Source organism: Streptomyces sp. NPDC001315 (assembly GCF_042896175.1).
Taxonomy (GTDB): Bacteria; Actinomycetota; Actinomycetes; order Streptomycetales; family Streptomycetaceae; genus Streptomyces.
On the sequence record NZ_JBIAWZ010000018.1, the window covers coordinates 118,360 to 141,870 of the forward strand.

Here is a 23,511-nt window from a genome sequence, read left to right on the forward strand (position 1 = left end):
AGTAAGGTACCCCCATGAGTTCTCCAGCCACCTCCGGCGACCGCGACAAGGTCGTCTCCAAGCTGCCGGGCCAGCTCCGGCAGGATCTGAAGGTCAGAGCCGCCCAGCACGGCATCGAGATCCAGGCTGCCGTCGAACAGGGCATCAGGGACTGGTGTGCGCTCGCCTCGGCCACCGAACCCGTCGACACCGCAGGCGCCGACTCCTTCTCCACCTTCCTCCCGCCCGGGCAGTGGGAAACCTTCCGGAAGGTCTCGGCGGACCGCAGCGTCTCCCTCATCCAGGGACTCGCCCAGTCCGTCAAGTTGTGGCTCGACTCGAACCCCGCGCCCGACGTCGAGCGTCCCACCGTCACCCGCCGCGTCATCGTCTGCAACCAGAAGGGCGGTGTGGGCAAGACCGCGATCACGGCCGGTGCCGGCGAGGCGCTCGCCGAGTCCCCCAACACCCTGCACGCCGTCCGCGTGTCGAAGGCGCTCGCCAAGGCCCTGCGTGCGAGCGACGACCACGGCGACACCGAGGAGGCCGAGGACGAGCCCCTGGAGATCGAGAACCTGCCCGGCCTGGGCATGCGCGTCCTGCTCGTGGACTTCGACCCCCAGTGCCACCTCACCAACCAGCTCGGCGCCGCTCCCCTGCCGATGAACGGTGACAGCCTCACCAACCACATGGCGGGCGACCCCAAGGGGGACCTGCGCGACCTCGTCGTGCCCATCGACGAGGAGACCTTCGGCGACCGTCTGCATCTGCTGCCCGCCTGCAACGACGCCTTCCTCCTCGATGTGCGGCTGTCCGCCGTACGGGCCCGCGAAGCCGCGCTGGAGCGGGCGCTCGCCCCGCTCGAGGCGGACTACGACGTCATCATCGTCGACTGCCCGCCCAGCCTCGGCCTCAGCATGGACGCCGCCGCCTACTACGGCAGGCGCCGCGACGGCGAGAAGCCCGGTCAGTCCGGTGCGCTCATCGTCGTGCAGGCCGAGGACAGTTCGGCCGACGCCTACGAACTGCTCACCACGCAGATCGACGACCTGCGCGAAGACCTCCAGATCGACATCGACTACCTCGGTATCGTCGTCAACCTCTACGACTCGCGCCGCGGTTACATCGCCACCTCCTCGCTCCAGGGCTGGGTCGACATAAAGGATCCGAGGGTGGTGGGACTGATCGGCGACCTCAAGGAACAGAAGGAAGCGGTCCGCATGAAACAGCCCTTGCTGTCCTATGCACCCAAGTCGCAGCAGGCCATCGGAATGCGCGCACTGGCCCGGGAGATCTCATGAGCAAGGCCGACCAGCTGGGCGCGGGACGTTTCGGCGGCGCCCGGCCCGTCAGCGCACGCCGGCAGGCCGTGGCCGCCGCGACCGGCGTGCCGACCGAGGGCGTGGCTCCGCCCAGCGAACTGCCCGTCGACCAGATCAGCCCCAACCCCGACAACCCCCGCTCGCAGCTGGGCAATCTCACCGACCTCGCGGGAAGCCTGCAGACCCACGGCCAGAAGCAGGCCATCACGGTCATGAACCGCGATGCCTATCTCGCGGCCAACCCGGATCGCGCGGGCGACCTCGAGCCGAACACCACCCACGTCGTCATCGACGGCAGCAGCCGCCTCGCCGCCGCCCGCGAAGCCGGCCTGACCACCGTCAAGGTCATGGTCAGCGACGAACAGGGCAGCACGTCGGAGGAACTGCTCGAATCCGCTCTGGTCGCCAATATCCACCGCCAGGACCTCGAAGAACTCGACGAGGCCCGCGCCCTGCAACGACTGCTCGCCATCCACGGCAGCCAGACGGCCCTGGCCAAGCGGCTGCACCGCTCCCAGGGTTGGGTCTCGCAGCGCCTGGCGCTGCTCACACTCACCCCCGAACTCCAGGCGCAGATCGGCCAGGAGCCCATCGACCTGCTGCGGGCCGTCGGCAACAAGCCGGCCGACACACAGCAGGCGGCACTCGAAGCGCTCAAGGCCGAACGCGCCCGCAAGGAGGCGGAGAAGGCGGCCCGCAAGGCCGCTCGCCAACCCGAACGGGCGGCGGCCGACCCCGGCCCGGCCGAGGACGGCGAGGCGGCCGGGTCCGGTGCCGAACAGGCCACCGGGGCCGCGGCGCCGACGGTGCGGAACGAACCTCCGACGGTACCGATCCAGGCACAGCCGCCCCAGGCGCAGTCGTCCCAGGCGGACACCGCGGACGCGGTCCGGGAAGCGGCACCGCCCAAGGCATCCCCCACCGTGTCACCCACGGTGCCGCCGAAGCCCGCCCGGCCGATCGCCGAACCGCGCACGGCCACCGCCCCCTCCGACGGCACCCCGCCGACGGCCGCCAAGGGACAACTCGCCCGCACACTTCCGTACGACGAGCCCGGATCCCTGGCGATGCTGCTGGACCTGAAGATCGAGAGCGACGACACGTTCCTCGACCTCATCGACTTCCTGAGTGTCAGGGCACTGCAACGCGACCCCGCCCGGCTGGGCGAGATCGCGCAGCGCCTCGTCGACCAGGCCACCGCTCAGGTCGACTGACCCGGTGGGCCGCGGTCCGCCCCGCTCCGCCCAACCGCCGGAGCGGGGCCAGGCCCGTGCTGTACGTGTATCGGTCCCCCGGCACGGTGATCTCCTCTGTGCCGTGCCCGACGGGAGCCGCGCCGACTGTTTCGCGGGCAGCGGCCGCTTTGTTCCACCGGCGGCCCCCGGAGGATCAAGGCGTCCCCGGCACACCGCGCTTCGAGGCCCTGCCGGAGCGGCGACGTGGGCCTCCTCCGCAGCGGTCGACCCAACGGCGTCACCCGGCACCGCAGCGTCCTCCACCGCGGCCGGGAGTGGCGGGTCGCCACCAGCCGGTGCCGCACCGATTCGGCAAACATTTCACTCGAACGAACGGAGAGTGCGAAGGCGCCGCCGGAAAACACCTTCCGTCTCGGTCGAAGTGTGACAACGCGCGTGTGCTCACACGAGTCCCGGGGCCCCGGTTCGGCCATGCCCGCGGCTCTCATACTTCTGCTTATGATCGGCACATGTTGGAGTCCCGACACCTCCGCACCTTCCACGAGGTGATCACCACCGGTTCGTTCACCGCGGCCGCACGCTCCCTCGGCTACACCCAGCCCGCTGTCACGCAGCAGATCCGGGCGCTCGAGCGGGAGGCGGGCGTGCCCCTCTTCACCCGCAAGGGCCGGCGGATGTGCGTCACTGAGGCGGGGCAGATGCTGGCCCGTCACGCCGAGGTGATCCTGGGCAAACTGCGTGACGCCCAGCAGCAGCTCCAGGCGCTGGCGCGACTGCGTGCCGGCCGGGTCCGTGTCTGCGCCTTCCCCAGCGCCAACGCCACGCTGATCCCGGATGCGGTGGCCGCACTGCTGGCGGAACACCCCGCCGTACGGGTGGAACTGCAGGAGGCCGAACCACCCGAGTCCCTGCACAGGTTGCTGGCCGGCGAATGCGATATCGCACTGTCCTTCAGCTACCCGGGGCTGCGCGCCGAGGTTCCGCCCGAACTGGCGGAGATCGACCTCCTGGAGGACCAGCTGGTGGTCCTGCTGCCGGCCGGCAACCAACTGGTCCGCCGACGTGCCGTGCGCCTCGCCGAGCTGGCCCAGGCACGCTGGGTGGCAGGTTGCTCCCGGTGCCGGGCGAACCTGCTGCAGATCTGTGCCGAGGACGGGTTCGAGCCGGACGTCGTCTTCACCACCGACGACAATCTCGCGCTGCAGAGCCTGGTGGCTGCCGGGGTGGGCATCGCGGTGGCCCCCTCATTGGTGCTCTCCTTCCTCAACCACCGTCAGGTGACCGGCCGGGTGATCGAGCCGAGGGTCGTCCGCCGGGTCAGCGCCTACGCGCTGCGCGAGCACTTGCACCTGTCGGCCACCGAGTTGGTGCTGGAGCACATACGCTCGGCGGCCGCCAGCCGGAACGGCTGCTGACCCACTGCGACACCCGCCGCCTTCCTCTGGCTTGCATAAGCAGCGGTAGGGAGCAGCGAAGAAACACTGCTTGGACGCCTGCGTCTGCCGGCACGGAAGCTGCTGCACATGAGAGCAACCACCGCACATGGGTCCGACAGTGCGCACATCACCAGAACAACGGCAGCCCTGACATCGGACATCCGGGCCGTAGTGGCGCGTGGCCTGAGCCCCGCACGCTCCGCCGACCTGGCCGCGGAGGCGCTGCGTGGCTACCTCGCGGATCCCGAACTGCTCACCGCCGAACAGTGCGTTGGCTCACGCGAGCGCTACACACAACATGTGCTGCACGCCGAACCGGACGGCAGCTTCTCGGTGGTGGCGCTCGTCTGGCTGCCCGGTCAGCGCACCCCGGTCCACGACCACGTCTCCTGGTGCGTGACGGGTGTCCACCAGGGGACGGAGACCGAACACCGCTACCGCCTCGTGCCCGAGGGCAAACCCGCCCGCCTGGTCGCCACGGAGGTGGTGACCAACCCGGTGGGCTCCGTCTGCGGCTTCGCCCCGCCCGGCGACATCCATGAGGTGCGCAACTCCGGGGCCGGCACCGCGATCTCCCTTCACGTCTACGGCGCCGACGTGGTGCGTCTGGGCAGCAGTGTGCGACGCGTGTACGAGCGCCCTGACGGCGAGCGTGACTGACGCCGTGAACAGAGTCCACGACGGATCGCTCATTCCCCTCGTGCTCAGGTCGTGGTCCCGGCATCGCGTCGTGCCCGGTCTGGCGCTGGCAGCGGTCGGCGTGCTGCTGGCGACCGCGCTGCACGAGGCGCTGCCCGCCGTACCCACGCTCACCGCCGCGGTTCTGCTCGGTGTCGCAGCCGCTCACCTGCCCGGAATCCGGGTGTTCGTCCGGAAGTCGGCGAGGGCTGGACTGGCCATGGCGGCGAAGCGGCTGATGCGGGTCGGCGTGGTCCTGCTCGGCCTCCAGCTCAACCTTGCCGACGTGGCGGAGCTCGGCCTGGCCACGGCGGGAATGGTGTTCTGCGTCGTCCTCGCCACCTTCGCCGGCACGTACTGGCTCGGCCGGCGGTTGAACCTGCCCGGCGACGTCCCGCTGCTCGTGGCCGCTGGTTACGCGATCTGCGGCGCCTCCGCAATCGGCGCGGTCGGCCAGGTGACCAGGAGCAAGGAGGACGACGTCGCCGGCGCGGTCGCACTGGTCACGCTCTGCGGCACGCTCGCGATCGCGGTCCTGCCCGTGCTGCACACCGCCCTCGGCATGGACACCGTGCAGTTCGGCCGCTGGGCGGGGGCCAGCGTCCACGATGTCGGCCAGGTGGTGGCCACCGCGCAGACCGCCGGTCCGCTCGCCCTGCGCGAGGCCGTCCTGGTCAAGCTGATGAGAGTGGTTCTGCTCGCCCCGCTGACCGCGGGGACAGCCGTCGCCCTCCGCCGGTCCCGGGGCACGCGGGGAATCGCAGGCGACGAGCGGCCTCCGGCACTCCCCCTTTTCGTGGTCGGATTCCTGGCAATGATCCTGCTGCGCAGTACCGGACTGCTCGACACCGCGGTGCTCGACCGCGCCGCTGCGGTGCAGCACCTCGTGTTGGCCTCGGCTCTCTTCGGCCTCGGCGCGGCGGCGAACCTGAGCACGCTCACGGGCACGTCCGGCCGACGCATGCTGGTGCTCGGTGTGGCGTCCTGGGGCGTGGTGGCCGGGATGTCGTACGCCGGCGTCCTGTTGACCACCAGATAAGTCCGGTCATCCAACTCGTCCAACTCGTCCAACTCGTCCAACTCGTCCAACTCGTCCAACTCGTCCGGCTCATCCGGCTCGCCACGTCGGTGAGCGGCTCGAAGGTCCGCACCGGAGGCCCGTGCACGACGGCCTGCGCGCGGCCCTGTGACTGCGCGGCCGTCGGGTCCTGTCAGCCGACGTCCTCCAGGTCGAGAGCGGCCAGCGCGTCGCGCAGCGCGGCTCGGGAGTTGATGCCGAGTTTGGGGTAGATCTGGTACAGGTGAGTGCCTATGGTCCGATGCGACAGGAACAGTCGTTCGGCGATCTGCTTGTTCGTCAGCCCGGTGGCCGCCAGCGTGGCGATCTGCCACTCCTGGGCGGTCAGTGCCCCCTTCCCCGGCTGTGCGGTGGCCGATGTGCGGTGGCCGCTCGCGCGGAGTTCGACCGTGGCACGGGTCACCCACGGTGCTGCTCCCAGTTCCTCGAACGCCTTCAACGCCTGGGCCAGTTGCTCGCAGGCTTCCTTCGTCGCACGCCGGCGTCGAAGGCGTTCGCCGTAGAAGAGGCGTATCCGTGCGGCGTCGAACGGCCATCTGCCGGGCTCGGCCTGGGAGAGCGCCTGATCGAACAGGGCGAAGGCGTCATCACTGGGCGTGGTCAGGGCCTCGCAGGCCAGCACGAGCATGTTGAGGCGAGGCGCGAACCGGGGCATCGCGGATTCCCGCATGGCTGCCGCGTGGGCGCCGGCTTCAGCGCGCCGTCCTGTTCTGATGGCCGCCTCCACCAGGTCCATGGTGGAGGCCATGGCCTGCGGACAGTACGGGGCGAGGGTTCCGGGCGGGCTCAGTGCGGTGGTATGCCGGTAGGCGGCCTCGAAGTCGCCGGCGCCGAGAGCGTTCAGACCTCTGGTGTGAAAGGCGAGAACCTGAGCACCGTGGGCGCCGCGGGGGGCAGCCCAGCGGACGATCTCTTCGGACAGGGCTGTGCTCGTCTCCGCGTCGCCCCTTGCCGCGGCCACGATCGCCTGCACATATTGGAACTTGCAGGCGAAGAAGCGGTAGCCGTGCTCCTCGCACAGGACGAGTCCTTCACCGGCCAGTCGTACGGCGTCGTCCCAGCGGCCCACGTTGTGGTAGTCCAGGCACAGGTGCAGCAGAGCGGGCAGGTGCCGGAGGGCGGGTGCGGTGCCCGCCCGGCCCTGTTCGACCAGCCGAAGGGACGCCTCCCGCACATCCGCCAGCCGCTCCGGGTAGAGCGAGCCGATGCCGGTGCGAAAGACGCGGGTCGGCTCCTGGCCGACGTCTGCCAGCAGTGCGTCGAGCGCTTCCAGCGCCCTGTGCCCGGTGCGAGCCGGGTCTGCGACGGTCTGGGCGCATACCCACAACAGGTCGGGAGGTTTTGGGGTCAGCCGGTCGAGCGCCCGGAACAGTGGCGGCCACTTCTGCGGATCGCCGCTGTACCAGCACAGCGTGATCAGGGTGAACAGGGCCTCGATGAGGGCGTCGTCAGATGCGTCCCAGCGGTGTCCTCCGGCCTCGATCGCACCCACCAGCAGCCGGTGCGCGGTGCTGATGTCGCCTTCATTGTTGATCAGGAGGAGGGCGGATGCCGCTGCCGCGTATAGCGATTCCTGGGCGGTGGGGTCGGCCCGCCGGGCTCCGGCCAGCAGGCGTGAGGCGTCTGCCAGCTCACCGCTGGCATCGATGCCGATGTAGGCTGCCTCCGCCAGCCGGCGGCTTTCGTCGGCCGACGCCGGACTGAGCCCTGCGGCACGGGTGAGCGCCGCCACTGCGCCCAGCGCGTCCCCACGCGCCAGGCGCCGACGGGCGGCCTGTTCCAGGAGATCGGCGACTGTCTCGTCCGGACCTGTCGCCGCTTCCCCGAGGTGCCACGCACGGCGCTCCGGCTGGTCGGTGAGCACGGCGGCGAGCGCCTGATGCGCCTGGCGGCGGTCCGAGGCCGCCGCCTGCGCCACCACCGCCGAACCGATCAGTGGATGCCGGAAGGACAGCCGCCGGGACGGGGCCGAGATCGCAACCAGCCGGTCGCGTTCCGCGGGCTCGAGATCGTCGATCACGGCACGGCCGGCCCCGGCCGCCTCGATCACGGCCAGATTGCCCGTGCCCTCGAGCGCCGCGATCAGCAGCAGGCTCCGGCTCGGGTCCGGCAGATCGGCCACGCGTGAGGCGAACAGTGCCTGCAGGCGCTCACTGAGGGGCAGGACCGAGGGCATCGCCGCCAGTGCCGTGCGTTGCTCGGCCTCCAGAGCGGCTGGCAGCTCCACCAGCGCGAGCGGGTTGCCGTATGCCGCTGCCGCGACACGACGCCGCACCGCGAGGGACATCTCAGGGTGTGTGCGGGCGAGCAGCTCGACCGACGACACCTCGTCCAGTGGTTGCAGCCGGTATTCGGTGAGGCCGCTCGACTCGAAGAAACTGTCGGAGGTGACACGGGAGGCCGCCAGGAAGCTGATGCGGCTGCCGATGAGCCGCCGGGCCACGAAGCCCAGTACCGAGGTGGTGGCCCGGTCCAGCCACGGCAGGTCGTCGACGACAAGCAGCAACGGCGTGTCGTCGGCGATCAGGCGCAGCAGCATCAAGGCCGCGGTGGACGTCAGGAGACGGTTGGAAGGCGGGCCGCTGCCGATGCCCACCGCGACCCGCAGGGCGTCGCGGTGGCTGCGGTCCAGCAGGTCGAAAGAGTCGAAGAGCGGCACGAGCAGTTGATTGAGACCGGCGTAGCTGATGTCCGCCTCGAACTGCACTCCGCTCGCCCGCAGCACGCGGCCGCCCTGGCGCCTGGCCTCTACCGCCACTGCGTCGAGAAGCGCGGTCTTCCCCATGCCGGCCTCACCCGACAGCAACAGAGCCGGCCCGTGCACCGCGGAGCCGTTGAAGTGGGTCCGTATGAACTCCAGGTCCTTGTCCCGCCCGATCAACCGCCCTGCGGCGGGACGGGCCGGGTGGTCCGGGTCGCTCATCGGGCTGCTGTCTCCAAGGGCTGTGATGAAAGGCAACTCCCGCGTTGTACAACGATTCTCATCGTGTCAACACTCGACTCGACAGCGTACCGGATCGCTCCGGCACATTATGTCTGCATAGCAAGACGAGCGTCTCGATATGCGGCCTGCTCGCGCGGGCTGGACGTACGGGCAACGCCAGGCGTCACGTGAACTCACACCCTCGCCGATGCGGCGGGCGACGCAGTGACGCGCTGACGCGCCGACCGTCGCGTCGGCGAGGGACCGCTATCGGGATGAGCGTTCGAGGCCGAACGCGTTGGCCACCGGCGAACGGCGCCAAGATGCCTGCGGGTCGCCGATCAGCAAGGCGTGCGCCCCGGAATGCCGTCCGGGGGTCTACAGCCCCAGGTCGAGAGCCAGGCACGAGTAGTACTTCCACGAGCCTTCGGGGTTGTACGAGGCGTTCACCCCGCCGCTCGGCTCGGCCTCCACTTCTTCGGTCATGTCCTCGAAGCGGATGCGCTCGGGAAGCGTGCCGTAGCGCGCGTGCCGCGCTGCCGCGGCGGGATCGCTGGTGAGTTCCTTGTTCATGACCATGCTCCACTTCGTCGATCGTGGATGGCGTCCTTGTTGCTGCCGGGACGACTATCAGCGTGCCCCTTCAATCGTCACCTGTCAAGGCGGTGACGCAATGGTCGGAAACCTCCGGCATCCGCCAGGTGGTACCGGTGGACCGGGTCCGCCACCTCAGAGACGAGGCGGGCTCCGACACGGACAATGTCCGGTCGTTGCTCGCGGAGGCACGTCGGCAGCCCCAGCGGCGTGCACGAACTCGTCGCGCGGACGGGGAAGGATCTGATGCCGGCCCGCCGCAGCCGATCACCCCCTTCCGTCGAGTCGCCCGCCGCTGCCACCCGCGGACGCCGATCACCGCGGCCACACGCTCGGACAGGCCGCCGGCCCCACGTATGCTCGCCTGCATGAATGCTGTGCAGCCCGCCCGCAAGCGTGACGGTGCCGCGACGCGCGAGGCGATTCTCGCCGCGGCGGTGGTGGAGTTCACGGAGCACGGGTACGCAAGGGCCGGGGTCCGGCAGATCGCGGAGCGGGCGGGCGTGACGGCGATGATGATCAACCGTTACTTCGGGTCGAAGGAAGGTCTCTTCGCCCAAGCGGTGGACCGGGCTTTCGGGCCGCCGACGGTGGTCGGTGACGAGCGCCGGGGACTGTCGCGTGCGATCGCGCACACGCTCGCCGAGCGCACCGCGCCCGGTGCCGAGCGTCTCGATCCGTTCCTGCTGATGCTCCGTTCGGTGCAGGATCCCGAGGCGATGGATGCCCTTCGCCGTGGCATCGAGGCACACGTGGGTGCTCGTCTGGCGGGGCTGCTGGAGGGTCCCGAGGCGGAGGTGCGGGCCCAGCTCGGGCTGGCCCTGGTCGCGGGGACGTGGTTGCTGCGTACCGTCGTGGGTACTTCCGCCCTCGCCGAGGCCGACAACGACGGCCTCGCGGATCTGCTGACGCGCATGCTCGGACCGGTCACCGGGGAGGTCGGTGACGGGACTGCGCCCGGCACCGGTGCCGGGGGCACCGCCGGGTAGCCGACGGCGGGGGAATCGCACGGCGGGAAGGGGTGGCGGTACGGGTGCCGTGCCCTTGCCGTTGCCGTTGCCGTTGCCGCACGTTGCCGTTCGGTACCCGTACTGGCCGTGGCCGTCTGTCCGTGTCGCGTTCAGAAGGCGGAGCGGATGAGTCCGCCGTCGACGCGGATGGTGGCGCCGCTGACGTACTGGGCGTAGTCGCTGCACAGGTACGCCACCGCTGCCGCGATCTCGTCCGGCTCGCCGAAACGCTCCTGGTCGTTGGGGATGAGGGCGTTGACGGCGTTGGGCTGGATCTCCTCCCAGGTGTCACCCCATCCGCGGGCGGGGCCGATCTCGGTGACGAGTTCCTTGGTGGCCTCGACGAGGATGGCTCCGGGCGAGACCACGTTCGAGGTGACGCCGGTGCCCTTCAGGTCGCGGGCCAGCGACACGGCGAGGTTGTGCCGGGCCGCAAGGGTGGCGTTGTACTGCGGGTGCGTGTTCATCGGCTGGGAGGCGAGACCGCCGCCGATCGTGATCACCCGGCCCCAGCCTCGCTCACGCATCGCCGGGACCAGGTGCTGGATCATCCGCACACCCGAGACCACGTTGACGTTGTAGGTGTCACACCACTCGTCGGGAGTCGCTTCCGCCCACGACAGATGCCGGTAGAAGCCGGCGTTGTTGACGAGGATGTCGACGGGGCCGTCCGCGGTGGCCGCCCGGGCGACCTCGGCGGCGGCCTCGTCGTCGGCCAGGTCACCCAGCACCGTAGTGGCATTCCCACCGGCCTCGCGGATCTCCCGCGCGACCTTCTCCGTACGCTCCTTGTCCCGACCGTGGACCACGATCGCGGCGCCCTCGGCCGCCAGCAGCTTCGCGATGGCCTCGCCGAGCCCGAGACTCGACCCCGTGACGAGCGCGCGCTTACCGGTCAGATTCAGGTTCATGTCCCATTTCCCTCTCTTGGGTTTCCCGCGCCATGACGACCGGGAAGGGTGTGTCTCCACTAAGTATACGCCCGTAGACTTCTTGCCCGAGCGGGTCGGTCACGATCGCCCCGGGCGCCACGACTCGTCCTGGCGTTCTTCGTCACGGGCTTCCCGGCAAACGCGTGCCGGGCAGGCCCCCGCGGACACGGGCGCCTGCGCAATGCAGTCATGTGACTGACGCCGTATCGCGACGTCAGTCGGCTCGGCCGCCCCACGCCGGGCCCGAACTTCCTCCGGCCGATGCGGTACTGAGACCACGAGATTGAGTCATTGGACGGTTACCCGGGTCCGGCCGCTGCCATGAGGCTGTACTCGCGAAGCCGAGCGCGCAGGCAGTGCCCTCACCGCTGCCTCGTGACCCGCGCCGAACCGACGCGCACTGCTGACGACGGCCTGGTGCTTCCGCAACCCCAGTTCCGCCATGTCCGAAAGGGATCAGCATGCCGTTCATCACCGTGGGCCAGGAGAACACCACCGACATCGAGCTGTACTACGAGGACCACGGGAGCGGGCAGCCGGTCGTCCTCATCCACGGCTTCCCGCTCGACGGGCACTCGTGGGAGAAACAGTCGGCGGCTCTGCTGGCGGCCGGCTACCGCGTCATCACCTACGACCGGCGCGGCTTCGGCCAGTCCAGCCAGCCCACCACCGGCTACGACTACGACACGTTCGCCGCCGACCTGAACACGGTGCTGGACAAGCTCGACGTGCGCGACGCCGTCCTCGTCGGCTTCTCCATGGGCACCGGCGAGGCGGCCCGCTTCCTGGGCACCTACGGATCCGAGCGCATCGCCAAGGTGGCCTTCCTCGGCTCGCTGGAGCCGTGCCTGCTCAAGAGCGAGGACAACCCGGCCGGCGCGGCGCCCGCCGAGTTCTTCCAGGGTGTCTCCGACGCGGTGAAGGCCGACCGGTACGCCTACTACACGGCCTTCTACCGGGACTTCTACAACCTGGACGAGAACCTGGGCACACGTATCAGCGAGGAGGCCGTGCGCAACAGCTGGAACGTCGCCGCGGGCGGCGGGGCCCACGCGGCCGCCGCCGCTCCGCTGACCTGGGGCACGGACTTCCGCGAGGACATCCCCAAGATCGACGTCCCGACGCTCATCCTGCACGGCACCGGCGACCGGATCCTGCCGGTCGAGTCGACGGCCCGCCTCTTCCACCAGGCGCTTCCCTCCGCCGACTACGTGGAGATCGAGGGCGCCCCGCACGGGCTGCTGTGGACCCACGCGGACGAGGTGAACAAGGCGCTGCTGGAGTTCCTCGCCAAGTAACGGCATCCCCGGAGTGCTGGATCACCTGGCGTCCGCCCAGCTGGAACCGGAAGACGTCCAAGGATCCAGGGCCGGCCGGACCCGGCGGGGCCGCCCACCTGCTGAGCGCCCTCAGGATGGCGCGCGCCGCGGAGATGCGGGCCAAGGCCGAGGCCTTGGTCCTCCCGGACGTGGCGGACGGCCGAGGCGGACACACCGGCCCGGCCGGACACGAAGACCTCCAGGTGGCGTGTTCCCCGAAGGTTGCACGACACCGGAGGTCTTCGTCCGGTCAGCCCGGCCCATCACGACTGAACGGCGGTCAGTTCCCGCCGTCCTCCAGGTGCTTGGTCGCCGTGGTCGCGGTGACGTCGGCCGCGTAGACCAGCGCGACACGGTGGTTGTACTGGATGGTGTACATCTTCTTGCTGCCGATGACGACCGCTCCGCTGGACGAGAAGAAGTCGTCGGTGGCGGCGGGCTCCGCGGTGGCGACGTACGCCTGCCCCGCAGGGACGGAGTACATGCTCAACGGAGCCTGCGTGGAGGCGCCCAGACCCGTCGGGTACTCCGCCGCGTCCGGGTAGCTCGACCCGTAGACCGACACCGCGGCGGTGCCCGCGGGCTGGATGACCTTGACCCCGTAGCTGATCTTCGTGTTCTTGCCGTCGGGGTTGAAGAACCACACCTTGGCGCCGCTGTACCAGATCGCGGTCCAGTCGCCCTGCGCGTCCGCGACGACGAACTGCTGCCCGGTCTGCGCCGTGCTGCCCCAGTCGCTGGTCCGGTCGGTACCGGCGGCGGTTCCGTGGATCGCCTGGTCGCCGAAGAGCGGTGCCGTCTCGCTCGGAGCGGTGCGCAGGTAGACGAAGTTCGTCTCGTGCTGCTCGTCCGTGCACGCGGTCGTCTGCCCGGTCGGGTCGTCCGAGGGGCACACCTGCATCGTCTGCTGGTTCTCGGCGAAGGGCGGGTTGATCGTCACGACCTCGCCGGCCCGCGGAACGCCGGGGAGGCCGTTGGCCGGCGCGCCCAGCAGCTTCATGAAGTGGTTCCAGTCCCAGGCGTAGCCCGGGTCCCAGTGCATGCCGGAGACCAGGGACGACTTCGGACCGGCAACGTTGTCATGACCGACGATGTGCTGCCGGTCCAACGGGATGTCGAACCGCGCGGCCAGGTACTGCACCAGAGAGGCCGTGGCCTCGTACTGCGCCTCGGTGTACCAGGCCGCGCCGTCCACGGCGTAGCCCTCGTGCTCGATGCCGATCGAGTGCAGGTTGGTGGAGTAATTACCCGCGTGGAAGGCGATGTTCTTCGTCGGCACCATCTGGGTGACGGCACCGTCGGAGGACATCACGTAGTGCGTCGAGGCGGGATTCGTGGGGACGGCCAGGCCCGCGACACCGGCGTCGTAGGTGGTCTCCAGGTCGTGGATGACGATGGCGTCGATCCTGATGCCGTTGGCGGGCCGGTTGGACACCTGACCGCCGGCGGGCGAGCCGGCGACGAACGTGCAGCGCACGGCGGGCGGGCACTCGGTGTCGGCGGTGGCCGCCGCCTTCAGATGCAGCTCGGCGACCTGTGTCTTCGCGGGGTCGACCGAGGGAGTGGCGGCCAGACGGACCTTCTGGCCGTCCTGCGTCACGGTGGCTTCGCCGCTGCGGATCTTGTCGAAGACGCGGTCGGCGAAACTCACCGCCCCCTGCTTCTGCTTCGACTGGCTGTAGCGGGCCACGGCCCCGTACCACTGGGAGGCGTCGGCGGGCGTGTCACCGACCAACTCCTTCTCGTACGAGGCGAGCAGGGCCGCACCGCCGCGGATGTTGGCGGTTTCGTCCTTCCGCAGTTCCTCCGCGGACAGCCCGGTCAGCTTCGCCGCCGCCTGGAGGGTGTGCAGGGCGGGGTCGTCGGCGAGGGACGCGAGGTCGGCACGCCCCGCGGCGCCCGCGTCACCACCCGCCAGCATGGCGGGAGTCACGTCCGTGAGGTGCATGACCCCGTAGCCGCCATCGGTGCTGACCTGCGCACCGTGCGAGTTCCAGCCCGACTCCTGGTAGGAGAGGGCGAGCAGGACGCTCGACGGAATGTGGTATTCGGCAGCGGCGGACTGGATCGCCTGCTGCCGGGAGGCGGTGGTGTCGTTCGAGGTGTCGGCCAACGCCACGATCGGCATGGTGGCCAGGCCGCCCGCGGCCAGCACACCCACCGCGATCGCGACGCGTACGCGGACAGCCCTCTTTCGCTTGTGCAATTGGTGATCCTTAAGAGCTGAAGGAAAACGTCTGCCGAGCCGTACGCCTCATGGCCCATCGACTGGGTCGAAAGCGGTGGCAGCTTGATGCGCCGACGACTGTACGAGTCCGCTCGGCGTCACCGCTGGAAGATGAGGGCAGCGGCAACGAGGACAAACATATCCCCCTGGAACACGCGCGTGGACAGATGGCGTCCAAAACGCATGTGACCTTCACGAAAATGTTTCCACCACTCAACCTGTCGGCGTGCTGGGGGCGTTGGGCCTCGCCACGACCCCACCTCCGTCCGAAATCTCACAGTCGGACAACCGTGCGCGCCTCGCCCTGCTCAGCACCAACGTCGCGCTGATCGCCGGCGCGATCGGTGCCACCACCGCCCAGGCGGAAATCGGCGGCTCGGCAGCGCCCCCGCGCAGGGGTCTGGGTCGCGGTGTGGCGTGATCGTGCAGATGCCCCGCGACGGGAGCTCCACCAGAGCCGTCGTCGTGGTGGTGCCGGTCGGAAGCGCGAAAGCGAGGACGCCGGTGCCTGAGGCCCGCGCTCTGCTCGCGTCGCTGCACAACTGCGATCTGGGCCGTCCGCGTGGATCGTCGGACCGCCGGTCCGGGTGTGCCGTCGGCTGACGGCGGAGGGGAGAAACTTCGACGGCGGGATGTGCGCAGGCCCGCATTTTTCCGGCAACTCTTCTGCTCGCCCGCGGATACATTGCACACTCTTACCTGTCTCGTTCCTTACCATCGGCAGGCGGAGCATGCGGGCACGACAGGAGCACAGAGGTCGGCGACTGGGGCTGACGAGCCTCACGATCGCGGCGAGCGGCCTGCTCGCCTTGCTGATAGGTGTCGCCTTCACCGTCCTGCTGTGGGCGATCTCCGACGCGAACAGTTCCACATCAGCCAGGCGGGCCTCCCGGACAGCCCTGGTCGAAGCGGGCAGCATGGAGCAGTTGCTCCTCGATCTGGAGACCGGTCAGCGCGGTTTCGTCATCACGGAACGGGAGGAGTTCCTTGAGCCGTGGCAGGCGGCGCGCAAAGCCTTGCCCGCGGAGTCGCGGCGGTTCACCGACAGCGCCACGTCGACGCAACAGCGCCGCACCGCCGAAGAGATCGCGCGGGGCGTCGAGTCCTTCCTGAACGACTACTCGGTGCCACTGGTCGCGATGGTGCGGCGCGACGATCCCGCCGCGTCCGGCCTGAAGGTGACCACCGAGGGCAAGCAGCGTGTCGACGCCCTGCGGGCCCAGTTCCACGCGTACATGGTGGACGAGCGTGCACAGCTCGCGGAGCGTACGGACGCCGCGGGGACCAACAGCCACCAGGCGGTGCTGGCCGCGGCGGTGGGGCTCGCGGCGTCGACCGCGCTCGTGGCCGTCTTCATGGTGCTCCAGCACCGTGCGGTGGTACGGCCGGTGCGCGGGGCGGCGGCCGCGGCGCAGGAGCTCGCGGGCGGTGACTTGAGTGTGCGGGTCGCGCCCAGCAGGGTGGCGGAGATCGGGGCGCTGGGCACCTCCTTCAACACCATGGCGGCATCGCTGCAGGACACCCGCCGTCGCATCGTGGAAAGCACCGAGGCCGTGCACCGGCGTACCGCCCGGGACCTGCACGACGGGGCGCAACAGCGCCTGGTGAGCCTGATGATCGGGCTTCGGTTGGCGCGGGAACTGATACCCGATACGGAGTCGGCCGCGATCGATCTGCTGGACCAGTCCGCCGAGAACGCGCAGACGGCGATCAACGAGCTGCGGGAACTCGCGTCGGGGATCTACCCGCTCGTGCTGACGGTCAAGGGCCTGGTGGCGGCGGTGAAGGACCTGGCGGCCCGGTGCCCGGTGCCGACGGTCGTCGAGAGCAGGGACGAGAGGCGGATCTCCTCCACCGTCGAGTCGAACGCGTACTTCGTCGTGGCCGAGGCCGTGACGAACGCGGTCAAGCACGCGCAGGCGTCCCGGATCGACGTCTCCCTCGAATTCGGGGACATGCTGCGGATCAAGGTCGCCGACGACGGCATCGGTGGTATCGGCAAGGCCACCACCGGCAGCGGGATGACCGGGCTGGCGGACCGGGTGGCGGCCTTCGACGGCAAGCTGGCCATCGACTCCCCGCCCGGCGTGGGCACCACCATCCAGATCCAGATCCCGATCCCGGCCGAACCGGCGGAGACGGCCTGACCTCCTCGTACGACACACCTCGGCCAACTACTCGGCCCTGAACGATCGAGCCTGTCAACTCGGTTCGATACGGCTTTGTTCATGCTCCCGACTGCCCCCTACGGCAGGGCGGTCACGGGTCACATCTACCGGTCCCCGCTCAGGCGGGGGCCGGGTCGGGCATGTTGACGAATACCCACGCCGTGGCCCCTCGTGTGGCGATGTCGGCCCCGGCGACGTGGTCGGGTTCGGATAAGACCAGCTCGGCGCCAACCCTGCCTCCGGCCGCCCGGCCGTCCTCGTATCCGCCCGCGGCGGCGGCTATGGCCCCGGCAGCCCGCAGCACGGCAAGGACTTCGTCGTCCCCGCCCTTCAGACCATCCTCGGCGACGCGCTGGGCCTCGACGTCCGCACCATCACTCCCGAGCTGACGTACGCGCCGGTCATGGAGCCGCTCAAGCACCTGGTCCCGCTCCACGAGACCTCCCTGGCCGAGGCCCACGACCTGGCCCGTCGCAACGCCGCGGACTTGGCCCCGGTGGCCTGAGGCCACCGGAACCGGCAGGCCCGGATCCGGGCTCGCGCAGCACCACGCTGCGCGAGCCCGGGAACGCGCCACCCCCGCGAGCGCCCACCCAGCACGCTCGTCCAGGCCCTGTACGACGCGCTGTTGTCGGGCGACCTGAGCACCTGGGCGTCATGAAGATGACGATCGAGCGGATCGTGGTCGACGGCGACACCGCCATCGGGCTGCTCCGCTTCCCCGACCTCACCACCGGCGAGAACGTGGTCGTGGCCGAGGAGTTGATCGTGCGCGACGGCAAGGTCGCCGAGGCGCGGCTCGACTGCCACGACACCCAGGCGGTCCCGCTGAACAGCGCACGCAACCGATGACGCCAGGTCTTACCGGCGCACCACTCCGCCGGGCCGAACCGCTCACACACACAAGGCAACTGACCGAACCGAACGGCGCCACGCGGCCCGTATCACCCAAGGAGAAGACAAGTGGAAGGGCTGAAGGACAAGACCTTCATCGTGACTGGCGGCGGATCCGGAATAGGGGCGGCCACCGTGCTGCGCCTGCTGTCCGAGGGGGCACAGGTCGTGGCCGGTGGCACCCGCCACTGGTGACCGCTGAGTAGCTTCCTCCGTGCCGGCCGCACCACCTGCTTCCGGCTCGTGCGCGGACGTCCCGGTCACCATCGCCTAGGGCACCAAGGACCGCCTCCTCCAGACCGCCGCCTGATCAAGCGTGCGGCGAGTCAGGGGTGCAGGCGGGCGGTCAGGTGGTCGAGGATCTCGTCCCTTGCCTTCAGGGTGGGGTGGCCGTCCTTGTCGACCAGGTGGGCGGTGGTGACGCTGTGGGGGGTTCCGACGACGTCACGAAAGAACGGGGGCGGGTCGGTGTTGGCGGCGCCGCCCGGTAGGACGCGGCCGTCGAAGGCGTCGCCGAGCAGCGCCCGGTAGGCGGCGAAGCGCTGGCCGGTGCACCAGCGGTCGTTGTCGAACCGGTAGGCAAGGACCGTGAGCCCGTCGCGCTCGACGCGATCCTGGACGGCGCGGGCGTCCTCGTCGCTGAGCTCAAGCCCCGCGGGGTCGTCCAGGGGCAGCGACGGGTGGTTGACCACCGGCGCGATGACGGACGGCTCAAGCGTCATGGTCAGGGCGAAGTTGCCGGTGAAGCACAGACCGATCGCGCCGACTCCCGGACCGCCGCACTCGCCGTGCGCCTGCCGCGCGAGGCCGCGCAGCCACGCGGTGACGGGGCTGGTGCCGCCCCCGGCGAACGCACGGAACTCGGCGCTGACGCACGCGCGGCGGACGACCTTCTCCCCGTCCTCGGCCGTGGGATAGGCCCCGTCGAGGCCGAACAGCGAGGGGACGTACACGGTGAACCCCGCGTCCCGCACCCACCGCGCCAGCCGGAGGACGTCCGGGCTGATGCCGGGCATCTCCGGCATCAGTACGACACCAGGTCCGGCCCCCGAGACGTACACCGTCTTCACCACCCCGTCAACGTCCACCCGCCGGCGGGAGAAGTCCGTGATCGCGTCGTCAAGACGCCCATTGGCTGCGTTCATGGGACAAGCCTGGACTGCCACTCCCTTGCACCGGGACAGGCCGGATCGCCATTTACAAAGGTAATCTCGCCACGGACGAGGAGGCGGATATGAGCGCGTTGCGCGTCGGAGTGCTGGCCTATCCGGGGTGCTTCGCGTCCGAGGTGTTCGGCATCCCCGATCTCCTGACGATGGCCGCGCACATCGCCGGCCCGGACCGCGACGGCTACGAGGTGTCGGTCGTCTCGCCCCGTCGCCGCGTCACCGCATCCGGTGGCGCTGTACTGGCCGTTTCTCCGCTGCGCGACGTCGATGTCCTGGTCGTGCCCGGCTTCGAACTCGCGCCCGGCCTTGATGTGGACGTGAAACTGGCGTCGCTGGCCCCCGAGATCGCGGCGATCCGCTCCCACGCCGCCGCGGGCGAGGCCGTCGTCGCGATCTGCGTCGGGGCGTTCCTGCTGGCCGAGGCGGGCCTGCTCGAGCGACGGCGGGCGACGACGGCGTGGCTCTTCGCGGACGAACTGGCACGGCGCTGCCCGGACGCCGACGTCCGGCCCGAACAGATCGTCGTCACCGACAGGGGAGTGACGACGACCGCCGCCTTCAGCGCCATGTACGACTTCGCGCTGGAGCTGATCCGCCGCCACAGCGGCACCGGCGTGGCGCGGAGGACCGCGCGGGTGGCGCTCGTCGACGACGCACGATCGTCCCAGGCCCCCTACGTCGACGCCGGGCTTCTCCCGCAGCCGGGAAACGAGTTCTCCCGCAGGGTCATGCGGTGGCTCGACCAGAACCTCGCCGCCCGATACGACCTCGCCGCGCTGTCGGAGACCTTCAACGTCAGCACCCGGACGCTGCTGCGCCGCTTCGCGCACGAGACCGGACAGAGCCCGCTGGAGTACCTGCAGACCTCCCGCGTCCGCCGCGCCCGCCATCTCCTGGAGACCACGGACGGCACCGTCGCCGCCATCGCCGCCACGGTCGGCTACCGGGACCCCGGCACCTTCGCAGCCCTCTTCGCCCGGCACACCGGACGACGCCCGCGCGACTACCGCACCACCTTCCGTCGCCGGACGGGCTGACAAGCGAAGAGCCCGCGCGGCGGGGTGCGCGCGGGTTCGCCGCCGCCGGCGAACCCGAGCGCGACCTCCAGCGCGAGCTGACCTACGACGGGCTGCGGGCCGCCGAGGCCAGGGGCAGCAAGGGCGGGCGCCGCCCGACCGTCCCGGCCGCGAAGACCGACACCGTCCGCGCCGCCTACCTGGAGGGCCGCTCGATCGTCGCCCTTGCCTGCGAACATGGCGTCAGCCGCGGCGCGATCCGCACAGCCGTCGCCGACCTCCTGCCCGACCGCACCGCCATCGAAGAGGACGCCCCTGCCCCGGAGTTGCCGGTCACTCTCGACATGCCGGCATGTCCTGCCGTCCGCCCACGCGGGCGGTGGCCGTGCCGCGTCGCCGGCGTTCGTCGTCCGACAGCCCGCCCCAGACGCCGTAAGCCTCCCCGTGGGCCAGGGCCGTGGCCGCGCAGATGTCGGCGACCTCGCAGCGGCCGCAGATGCGCCGGGCGCCCTCCTCCCGTTCGCGGCGGGCCCGGCCGCGCTCACCGGGCGGTGAGAAGAAGGTGGCGCTGTTCATTCCGCGGCAGGCGGCGCGCTGTTGCCACTGCCAGTCGCTCAGAAGGGGTCGTGGTGCGTTTCGCATGGTGTTCCTCCCTCTCCTGCTCTTCGCTTCTTCGCCTCTTCGCTTCTTCACTCGGCCAGCTGGACCAGTTCGTCCCAGTCCACGCCGTTCAGTTCGGACCCGCGCGGAACCATCTCGTAGGTCCTGGCCAGCCAGTTCACGACCGGCTCGGCGTCGATCTCGAACAGCGCTGTGCGGACGCTTCCCACGCGGACGCAGAACGAAGTGAGGTCGCCGTCGCGGTCGTGGACGGGCCAGAGCACCACGTCGCCCTCACCCACGCGGGCGGTCAGTCCCTCGGCCAGCAGCTCACGGGAGAAGACCCAGCGCACCGGCCGCTCACGATCGGTGTCGAGGACCATGGTGACGGCGAGCGGGTCGGCACTGTTGTACGACAGCTCGCACTTCAACGTCAGAGCGAGGTCCGAGATCACCCAGTGCGTGATCTGGAGCGAGAGGTGGCACTTCTTCATGGTGGCCTCCTAGGGGCTCGGCCGGTCGACCGGCGTCAAGACGTGGGTTGTCGTGCTCCGGCGATCCCGCCGCGGAGCCATCGGCCCCCGCGGCGGGATCGCGTCAGTCGATGGCCCGGAGAGTCCGGGGATGGCGGCGTGCGGCGGCGATCGCCTCCACCACCGCGGTGGCCGCGAGTACGGAGCCGCCGACGTCGGCCAGCTGCCCCAGGGACGCGAAGGGAAAGGCCGTCATGAACAGACCGGCCGAGACGATCACCGCGTTCAACAGGTCGTCGTAGACGAAGACATGGCTCACCGAGGGCGAGGTGACGGAGATGGCCATGGTGAGCCCCCGCAGCAGCCAGCCGCAGCCGGTCCACACGCCGAGCAGGAACACCGTGTCGGCCCAGCCGTGGAAGAGGGCCGCGCCCAGCAGGAGAGCGGCGAGTCCTCCGGCGGACAGCAACCGGCGGACCGTCGCCGACGCCCCGGACTCGTGCACCGCCAGCAGCTGGAGCACTCCCTGGACGGCCATGTGCACCCCGAAGACCATTCCGGCCCCGGCCACCGACCGGACGGGCACGACGATCAACACGCATCCCACGACGGCCGACACCAGTGAGCCGGCCAGCATCGTCACGCGGCTGAGGGCACCGCCCGGCCCGGCGACCGTCCGGACGCCGGAGCGGCGCACGGGGTGTCGGATCTCGTCCCGAGGGGCTTCCAGCTGTGCCATGCCCTGTTCCCGTTCGTCAGCCACATGTGTGGGATGCACCGCGGCACGTCCTCGATCCTGTTGATGGAACATGTCGGTTCCCGCGCCTCGTACGACCCGAAGGTGTTCGGAGGCGGGGGCTCGCAGTGGGCCGGGAGGAATCCCCGGATCCAAGCGCCAAGTCTGTGAGCGGGGCGCATCCGGGTCTGTCGTGTGCTCCCTCGGCCTTCCTGGGGGATCCCCCACGCGGCTGTAGGGTCCACCCCACTCCTTGGCCGGCAAGGGTCGTGCGACGTGCGACGATCTCCTCGCCCCGGCCGGGCCGTCGCGGCCGGACCAGACCCGCGGCTCATGCAGATGTGGGGTTGTCCCCACAGTGCCCCTGAGGTGTGCCCCCCTCGACGTCTCAGGTGTCCTTGACAGCCATCGGATGCGGCGAGGACACATGCTGTGTCACGAGGGCGGAGTCCTGTGGGTCGAGGGTCCCGCCGACGCCGGGAAGTCCCGCCTGCCGGCCTTCGCCGGCGACGAGGCGGCCTTGGCGGCGGCGGGGGTGCTGACCGGGTGCGGGATGGCCCGGGACGGAATACCGCCGCTGACTCCCTTGCGGGTTCCGCCGCCCCGGCGCAGGCCGAGTGGCGCGGGCGGACCAGGGCGGAGTTCGGTGTGGTGCGGCTGATCGCGCACGGCGCCACCAACCGTGGGGCGGCGCAACGGCTGTTCCTCTCCCCGCACACCGTGTACACCCACCTACGGCACGCCTTCGAGAAACTGGGCGTCCGCTCCCGAGTCCAGTTGGCCTGCCGGTACGCGCACGAGGTCGACTCGACGGGCGCCCCTGCCTGAGGCCGGAAACCTCGCCCCGGTCGCCTCCCTCGGCGGCCGGGCACCGGCATGGCCCCGCGCCGGTCTCGCGAAAGCGCCGAATGCGAGGAGCGCGCCAGATCACACGTCTTGTCATGTATACGTGTGCGGTCACGTTAGGATGCCGCCATGACCCAACCACTGCGGGCGGTGCTCGGCGAAGACCAGCCGATCGTGCGCGAAGGAATCGCGAGCATCCTGCGCAAGGCCGGCATCGACGTGGTCGCGGCCGTCGACAACGCGGTCGATCTTGTCGACGCCGCCGAGGCACACCGCCCCGACGTGGTGATCACCGACATCCGGATGCCGCCGGGCCTGGAGGCCGACGGACTGCGTGCCGGGCAGAAGATCCGTGCGACGCGGCCGGAAACGGCTGTCATCGTCCTCTCCCAGTACCTGGACGCCTCCTACGCGCTCGACCTGGTCGGGGACGATCCGAGCGGGGTCGGCTATCTCCTGAAGGAGAAGGTGGCCAGTCCGCAGCTCCTCATCGACGCCGTCGAGCGGGTCGTGGCCCGTGACTCGGCCCTCGATCCGGACGTGATAGCGGCGCTGCTGGGGCGCAAGCGTCCGGAGGACCCGCTGGCGGCGCTGACGCCGAAGGAGCGGGAGGTGCTGTCGCTGATGGCCGAGGGCCACTCCAACACAGGTATCTCCGAGAAGCTCTTCGTGAGCGTCGCCGCCGTGGAACGGCATGTGACCGGCATCTTCCTGAAGCTGGGACTCAGCCAGACGGCCACGGGACAGCACCGGCGGGTGCTGGCGGTGCTGCGTTACCTCGGGCAGTAGCGCACTGTCTCAGGCAGTAGCGCGCTGTCTCAGTGCGTTGTGGCAAATGGAGTCCCTGTTCGATGAGCAGGGGCTTCTTCGTGTGCGGGGCATGACCGCGACGGGGTAGGGGCAGGCAGCGGACGG

23 protein-coding genes are annotated in these 23,511 nt (G+C 70.1%); 14 read left to right on the forward strand and 9 right to left on the reverse strand.

Annotated elements, in window-relative coordinates:
- The first annotated feature begins 14 nt into the window (after positions 1–14).
- From ACFY16_RS33875 to ACFY16_RS33895, 5 genes are all read left to right on the forward strand, one after another.
- A complete protein-coding gene (locus tag ACFY16_RS33875; protein WP_390651048.1) occupies positions 15–1,280 on the forward strand; it encodes a ParA family protein in 1,266 nt (421 codons plus the stop codon).
- Complete coding sequence (locus tag ACFY16_RS33880) at positions 1,277–2,515, forward strand: ParB/RepB/Spo0J family partition protein (protein ID WP_390651049.1); 1,239 nt, start codon at positions 1,277–1,279, stop codon at positions 2,513–2,515. The genes ACFY16_RS33875 and ACFY16_RS33880 overlap by 4 nt, the downstream gene beginning before the upstream one ends.
- A gap of 491 nt (positions 2,516–3,006) precedes the next feature.
- On the forward strand, positions 3,007–3,912 hold the full coding sequence (locus ACFY16_RS33885; protein ID WP_390651050.1) for a LysR family transcriptional regulator: 906 nt from the start codon (positions 3,007–3,009) through the stop codon (positions 3,910–3,912).
- A gap of 108 nt (positions 3,913–4,020) precedes the next feature.
- Positions 4,021–4,593 carry a cysteine dioxygenase gene (locus ACFY16_RS33890; protein WP_390651051.1) on the forward strand — a complete coding sequence of 191 codons (573 nt, stop codon included), beginning with the start codon at positions 4,021–4,023 and terminating at the stop codon, positions 4,591–4,593.
- A gap of 40 nt (positions 4,594–4,633) precedes the next feature.
- On the forward strand, positions 4,634–5,650 hold the full coding sequence (locus ACFY16_RS33895) for a YeiH family protein (protein ID WP_390651078.1): 1,017 nt from the start codon (positions 4,634–4,636) through the stop codon (positions 5,648–5,650).
- Between the two features lie 172 nt (positions 5,651–5,822).
- On the opposite strand, the gene ACFY16_RS33900 is transcribed toward ACFY16_RS33895, so the two are convergent.
- Positions 5,823–8,612 (reverse strand): AAA family ATPase, encoded by a 2,790-nt coding sequence (locus tag ACFY16_RS33900; RefSeq protein ID WP_390651052.1) that lies wholly within the window; start codon positions 8,610–8,612, stop codon positions 5,823–5,825.
- A gap of 378 nt (positions 8,613–8,990) precedes the next feature.
- A complete protein-coding gene (locus ACFY16_RS33905; protein WP_390651053.1) occupies positions 8,991–9,185 on the reverse strand; it encodes a hypothetical protein in 195 nt (64 codons plus the stop codon).
- Positions 9,186–9,574: 389 nt separating this feature from the next.
- Between ACFY16_RS33905 and ACFY16_RS33910 the strand changes: the two genes are divergently transcribed.
- Positions 9,575–10,195: a TetR/AcrR family transcriptional regulator gene (locus tag ACFY16_RS33910; RefSeq protein WP_390651054.1), complete on the forward strand. Its 621-nt coding sequence runs from the start codon at positions 9,575–9,577 to the stop codon at positions 10,193–10,195.
- 131 nt (positions 10,196–10,326) lie between these two features.
- Here ACFY16_RS33910 and ACFY16_RS33915 read toward each other — a convergent pair whose 3' ends face one another.
- The gene (locus ACFY16_RS33915) at positions 10,327–11,127 is read right to left on the reverse strand and encodes an SDR family NAD(P)-dependent oxidoreductase (RefSeq protein ID WP_390651055.1); all 801 of its coding nucleotides are present in this window, start codon (positions 11,125–11,127) and stop codon (positions 10,327–10,329) included.
- Between the two features lie 482 nt (positions 11,128–11,609).
- Between ACFY16_RS33915 and ACFY16_RS33920 the strand changes: the two genes are divergently transcribed.
- Positions 11,610–12,446: an alpha/beta fold hydrolase gene (locus ACFY16_RS33920; RefSeq protein ID WP_390651056.1), complete on the forward strand. Its 837-nt coding sequence runs from the start codon at positions 11,610–11,612 to the stop codon at positions 12,444–12,446.
- Between the two features lie 301 nt (positions 12,447–12,747).
- On the opposite strand, the gene ACFY16_RS33925 is transcribed toward ACFY16_RS33920, so the two are convergent.
- The gene (locus tag ACFY16_RS33925; RefSeq protein WP_390651057.1) at positions 12,748–14,673 is read right to left on the reverse strand and encodes an N-acetylmuramoyl-L-alanine amidase; all 1,926 of its coding nucleotides are present in this window, start codon (positions 14,671–14,673) and stop codon (positions 12,748–12,750) included.
- Positions 14,674–14,920: 247 nt separating this feature from the next.
- Here ACFY16_RS33925 and ACFY16_RS33930 point away from each other — a divergent pair, with 247 nt between their 5' ends.
- Complete coding sequence (locus tag ACFY16_RS33930; RefSeq protein WP_390651058.1) at positions 14,921–15,115, forward strand: hypothetical protein; 195 nt, start codon at positions 14,921–14,923, stop codon at positions 15,113–15,115.
- A 310-nt stretch (positions 15,116–15,425) separates the two neighbouring features.
- Positions 15,426–16,841: a CHASE3 domain-containing protein gene (locus tag ACFY16_RS33935; RefSeq protein WP_390651059.1), complete on the forward strand. Its 1,416-nt coding sequence runs from the start codon at positions 15,426–15,428 to the stop codon at positions 16,839–16,841.
- A gap of 139 nt (positions 16,842–16,980) precedes the next feature.
- Here the strand turns inward: ACFY16_RS33935 and ACFY16_RS33940 are convergent, their stop codons facing one another.
- Entirely contained in the window at positions 16,981–17,298 is a 318-nt protein-coding gene (locus ACFY16_RS33940; protein ID WP_390651060.1) for a hypothetical protein, read from the reverse strand.
- A gap of 221 nt (positions 17,299–17,519) precedes the next feature.
- Between ACFY16_RS33940 and ACFY16_RS33945 the strand changes: the two genes are divergently transcribed.
- Together ACFY16_RS33945 and ACFY16_RS33950 are read left to right on the forward strand one after the other, a co-directional pair.
- Complete coding sequence (locus ACFY16_RS33945) at positions 17,520–17,714, forward strand: hypothetical protein (RefSeq protein WP_390651061.1); 195 nt, start codon at positions 17,520–17,522, stop codon at positions 17,712–17,714.
- Between the two features lie 111 nt (positions 17,715–17,825).
- Positions 17,826–17,951 carry an SDR family NAD(P)-dependent oxidoreductase gene (locus tag ACFY16_RS33950; RefSeq protein ID WP_390651062.1) on the forward strand — a complete coding sequence of 42 codons (126 nt, stop codon included), beginning with the start codon at positions 17,826–17,828 and terminating at the stop codon, positions 17,949–17,951.
- 131 nt (positions 17,952–18,082) lie between these two features.
- On the opposite strand, the gene ACFY16_RS33955 is transcribed toward ACFY16_RS33950, so the two are convergent.
- The gene (locus ACFY16_RS33955) at positions 18,083–18,901 is read right to left on the reverse strand and encodes a dienelactone hydrolase family protein (protein WP_390651063.1); all 819 of its coding nucleotides are present in this window, start codon (positions 18,899–18,901) and stop codon (positions 18,083–18,085) included.
- Positions 18,902–18,990: 89 nt separating this feature from the next.
- Between ACFY16_RS33955 and ACFY16_RS33960 the strand changes: the two genes are divergently transcribed.
- Positions 18,991–19,962: a GlxA family transcriptional regulator gene (locus ACFY16_RS33960; RefSeq protein WP_390651064.1), complete on the forward strand. Its 972-nt coding sequence runs from the start codon at positions 18,991–18,993 to the stop codon at positions 19,960–19,962.
- A gap of 312 nt (positions 19,963–20,274) precedes the next feature.
- Here the strand turns inward: ACFY16_RS33960 and ACFY16_RS33965 are convergent, their stop codons facing one another.
- The 3 genes from ACFY16_RS33965 to ACFY16_RS33975 form a co-directional block, all read right to left on the reverse strand.
- Complete coding sequence (locus ACFY16_RS33965; protein ID WP_390651065.1) at positions 20,275–20,583, reverse strand: WhiB family transcriptional regulator; 309 nt, start codon at positions 20,581–20,583, stop codon at positions 20,275–20,277.
- 47 nt (positions 20,584–20,630) lie between these two features.
- Positions 20,631–21,035, reverse strand: coding sequence for an SsgA family sporulation/cell division regulator (locus ACFY16_RS33970; RefSeq protein WP_390651066.1), 405 nt, complete (start codon positions 21,033–21,035; stop codon positions 20,631–20,633).
- A gap of 103 nt (positions 21,036–21,138) precedes the next feature.
- Positions 21,139–21,753, reverse strand: coding sequence for a hypothetical protein (locus tag ACFY16_RS33975; protein ID WP_390651067.1), 615 nt, complete (start codon positions 21,751–21,753; stop codon positions 21,139–21,141).
- A 645-nt stretch (positions 21,754–22,398) separates the two neighbouring features.
- Between ACFY16_RS33975 and ACFY16_RS33980 the strand changes: the two genes are divergently transcribed.
- Positions 22,399–22,578 carry a response regulator transcription factor gene (locus ACFY16_RS33980; protein WP_390651068.1) on the forward strand — a complete coding sequence of 60 codons (180 nt, stop codon included), beginning with the start codon at positions 22,399–22,401 and terminating at the stop codon, positions 22,576–22,578.
- Between the two features lie 147 nt (positions 22,579–22,725).
- The gene (locus ACFY16_RS33985) at positions 22,726–23,385 is read left to right on the forward strand and encodes a response regulator (RefSeq protein WP_390651069.1); all 660 of its coding nucleotides are present in this window, start codon (positions 22,726–22,728) and stop codon (positions 23,383–23,385) included.
- Positions 23,386–23,511 lie beyond the last annotated feature (126 nt).

What these genes read in the sequence shown, in the direction of transcription:
- ACFY16_RS33875 (WP_390651048.1), top strand. Translation starts at nt 15, where the DNA reads ATGAGTTCTCCAGCCACCTCCGGCGACCGCGACAAGGTCGTCTCCAAG.
- ACFY16_RS33880 (WP_390651049.1), top strand. Translation starts at nt 1,277, where the DNA reads ATGAGCAAGGCCGACCAGCTGGGCGCGGGACGTTTCGGCGGCGCCCGG.
- ACFY16_RS33885 (WP_390651050.1), top strand. Translation starts at nt 3,007, where the DNA reads ATGTTGGAGTCCCGACACCTCCGCACCTTCCACGAGGTGATCACCACC.
- ACFY16_RS33890 (WP_390651051.1), top strand. Translation starts at nt 4,021, where the DNA reads ATGAGAGCAACCACCGCACATGGGTCCGACAGTGCGCACATCACCAGA.
- ACFY16_RS33900 (WP_390651052.1), bottom strand. Translation starts at nt 8,612, where the DNA reads ATGAGCGACCCGGACCACCCGGCCCGTCCCGCCGCAGGGCGGTTGATC.
- ACFY16_RS33905 (WP_390651053.1), bottom strand. Translation starts at nt 9,185, where the DNA reads ATGAACAAGGAACTCACCAGCGATCCCGCCGCGGCAGCGCGGCACGCG.
- ACFY16_RS33910 (WP_390651054.1), top strand. Translation starts at nt 9,575, where the DNA reads ATGAATGCTGTGCAGCCCGCCCGCAAGCGTGACGGTGCCGCGACGCGC.
- ACFY16_RS33915 (WP_390651055.1), bottom strand. Translation starts at nt 11,127, where the DNA reads ATGAACCTGAATCTGACCGGTAAGCGCGCGCTCGTCACGGGGTCGAGT.
- ACFY16_RS33920 (WP_390651056.1), top strand. Translation starts at nt 11,610, where the DNA reads ATGCCGTTCATCACCGTGGGCCAGGAGAACACCACCGACATCGAGCTG.
- ACFY16_RS33935 (WP_390651059.1), top strand. Translation starts at nt 15,426, where the DNA reads ATGCGGGCACGACAGGAGCACAGAGGTCGGCGACTGGGGCTGACGAGC.
- ACFY16_RS33945 (WP_390651061.1), top strand. Translation starts at nt 17,520, where the DNA reads ATGAAGATGACGATCGAGCGGATCGTGGTCGACGGCGACACCGCCATC.
- ACFY16_RS33955 (WP_390651063.1), bottom strand. Translation starts at nt 18,901, where the DNA reads ATGAACGCAGCCAATGGGCGTCTTGACGACGCGATCACGGACTTCTCC.
- ACFY16_RS33960 (WP_390651064.1), top strand. Translation starts at nt 18,991, where the DNA reads ATGAGCGCGTTGCGCGTCGGAGTGCTGGCCTATCCGGGGTGCTTCGCG.
- ACFY16_RS33965 (WP_390651065.1), bottom strand. Translation starts at nt 20,583, where the DNA reads ATGCGAAACGCACCACGACCCCTTCTGAGCGACTGGCAGTGGCAACAG.
- ACFY16_RS33970 (WP_390651066.1), bottom strand. Translation starts at nt 21,035, where the DNA reads ATGAAGAAGTGCCACCTCTCGCTCCAGATCACGCACTGGGTGATCTCG.
- ACFY16_RS33975 (WP_390651067.1), bottom strand. Translation starts at nt 21,753, where the DNA reads ATGGCACAGCTGGAAGCCCCTCGGGACGAGATCCGACACCCCGTGCGC.
- ACFY16_RS33985 (WP_390651069.1), top strand. Translation starts at nt 22,726, where the DNA reads ATGACCCAACCACTGCGGGCGGTGCTCGGCGAAGACCAGCCGATCGTG.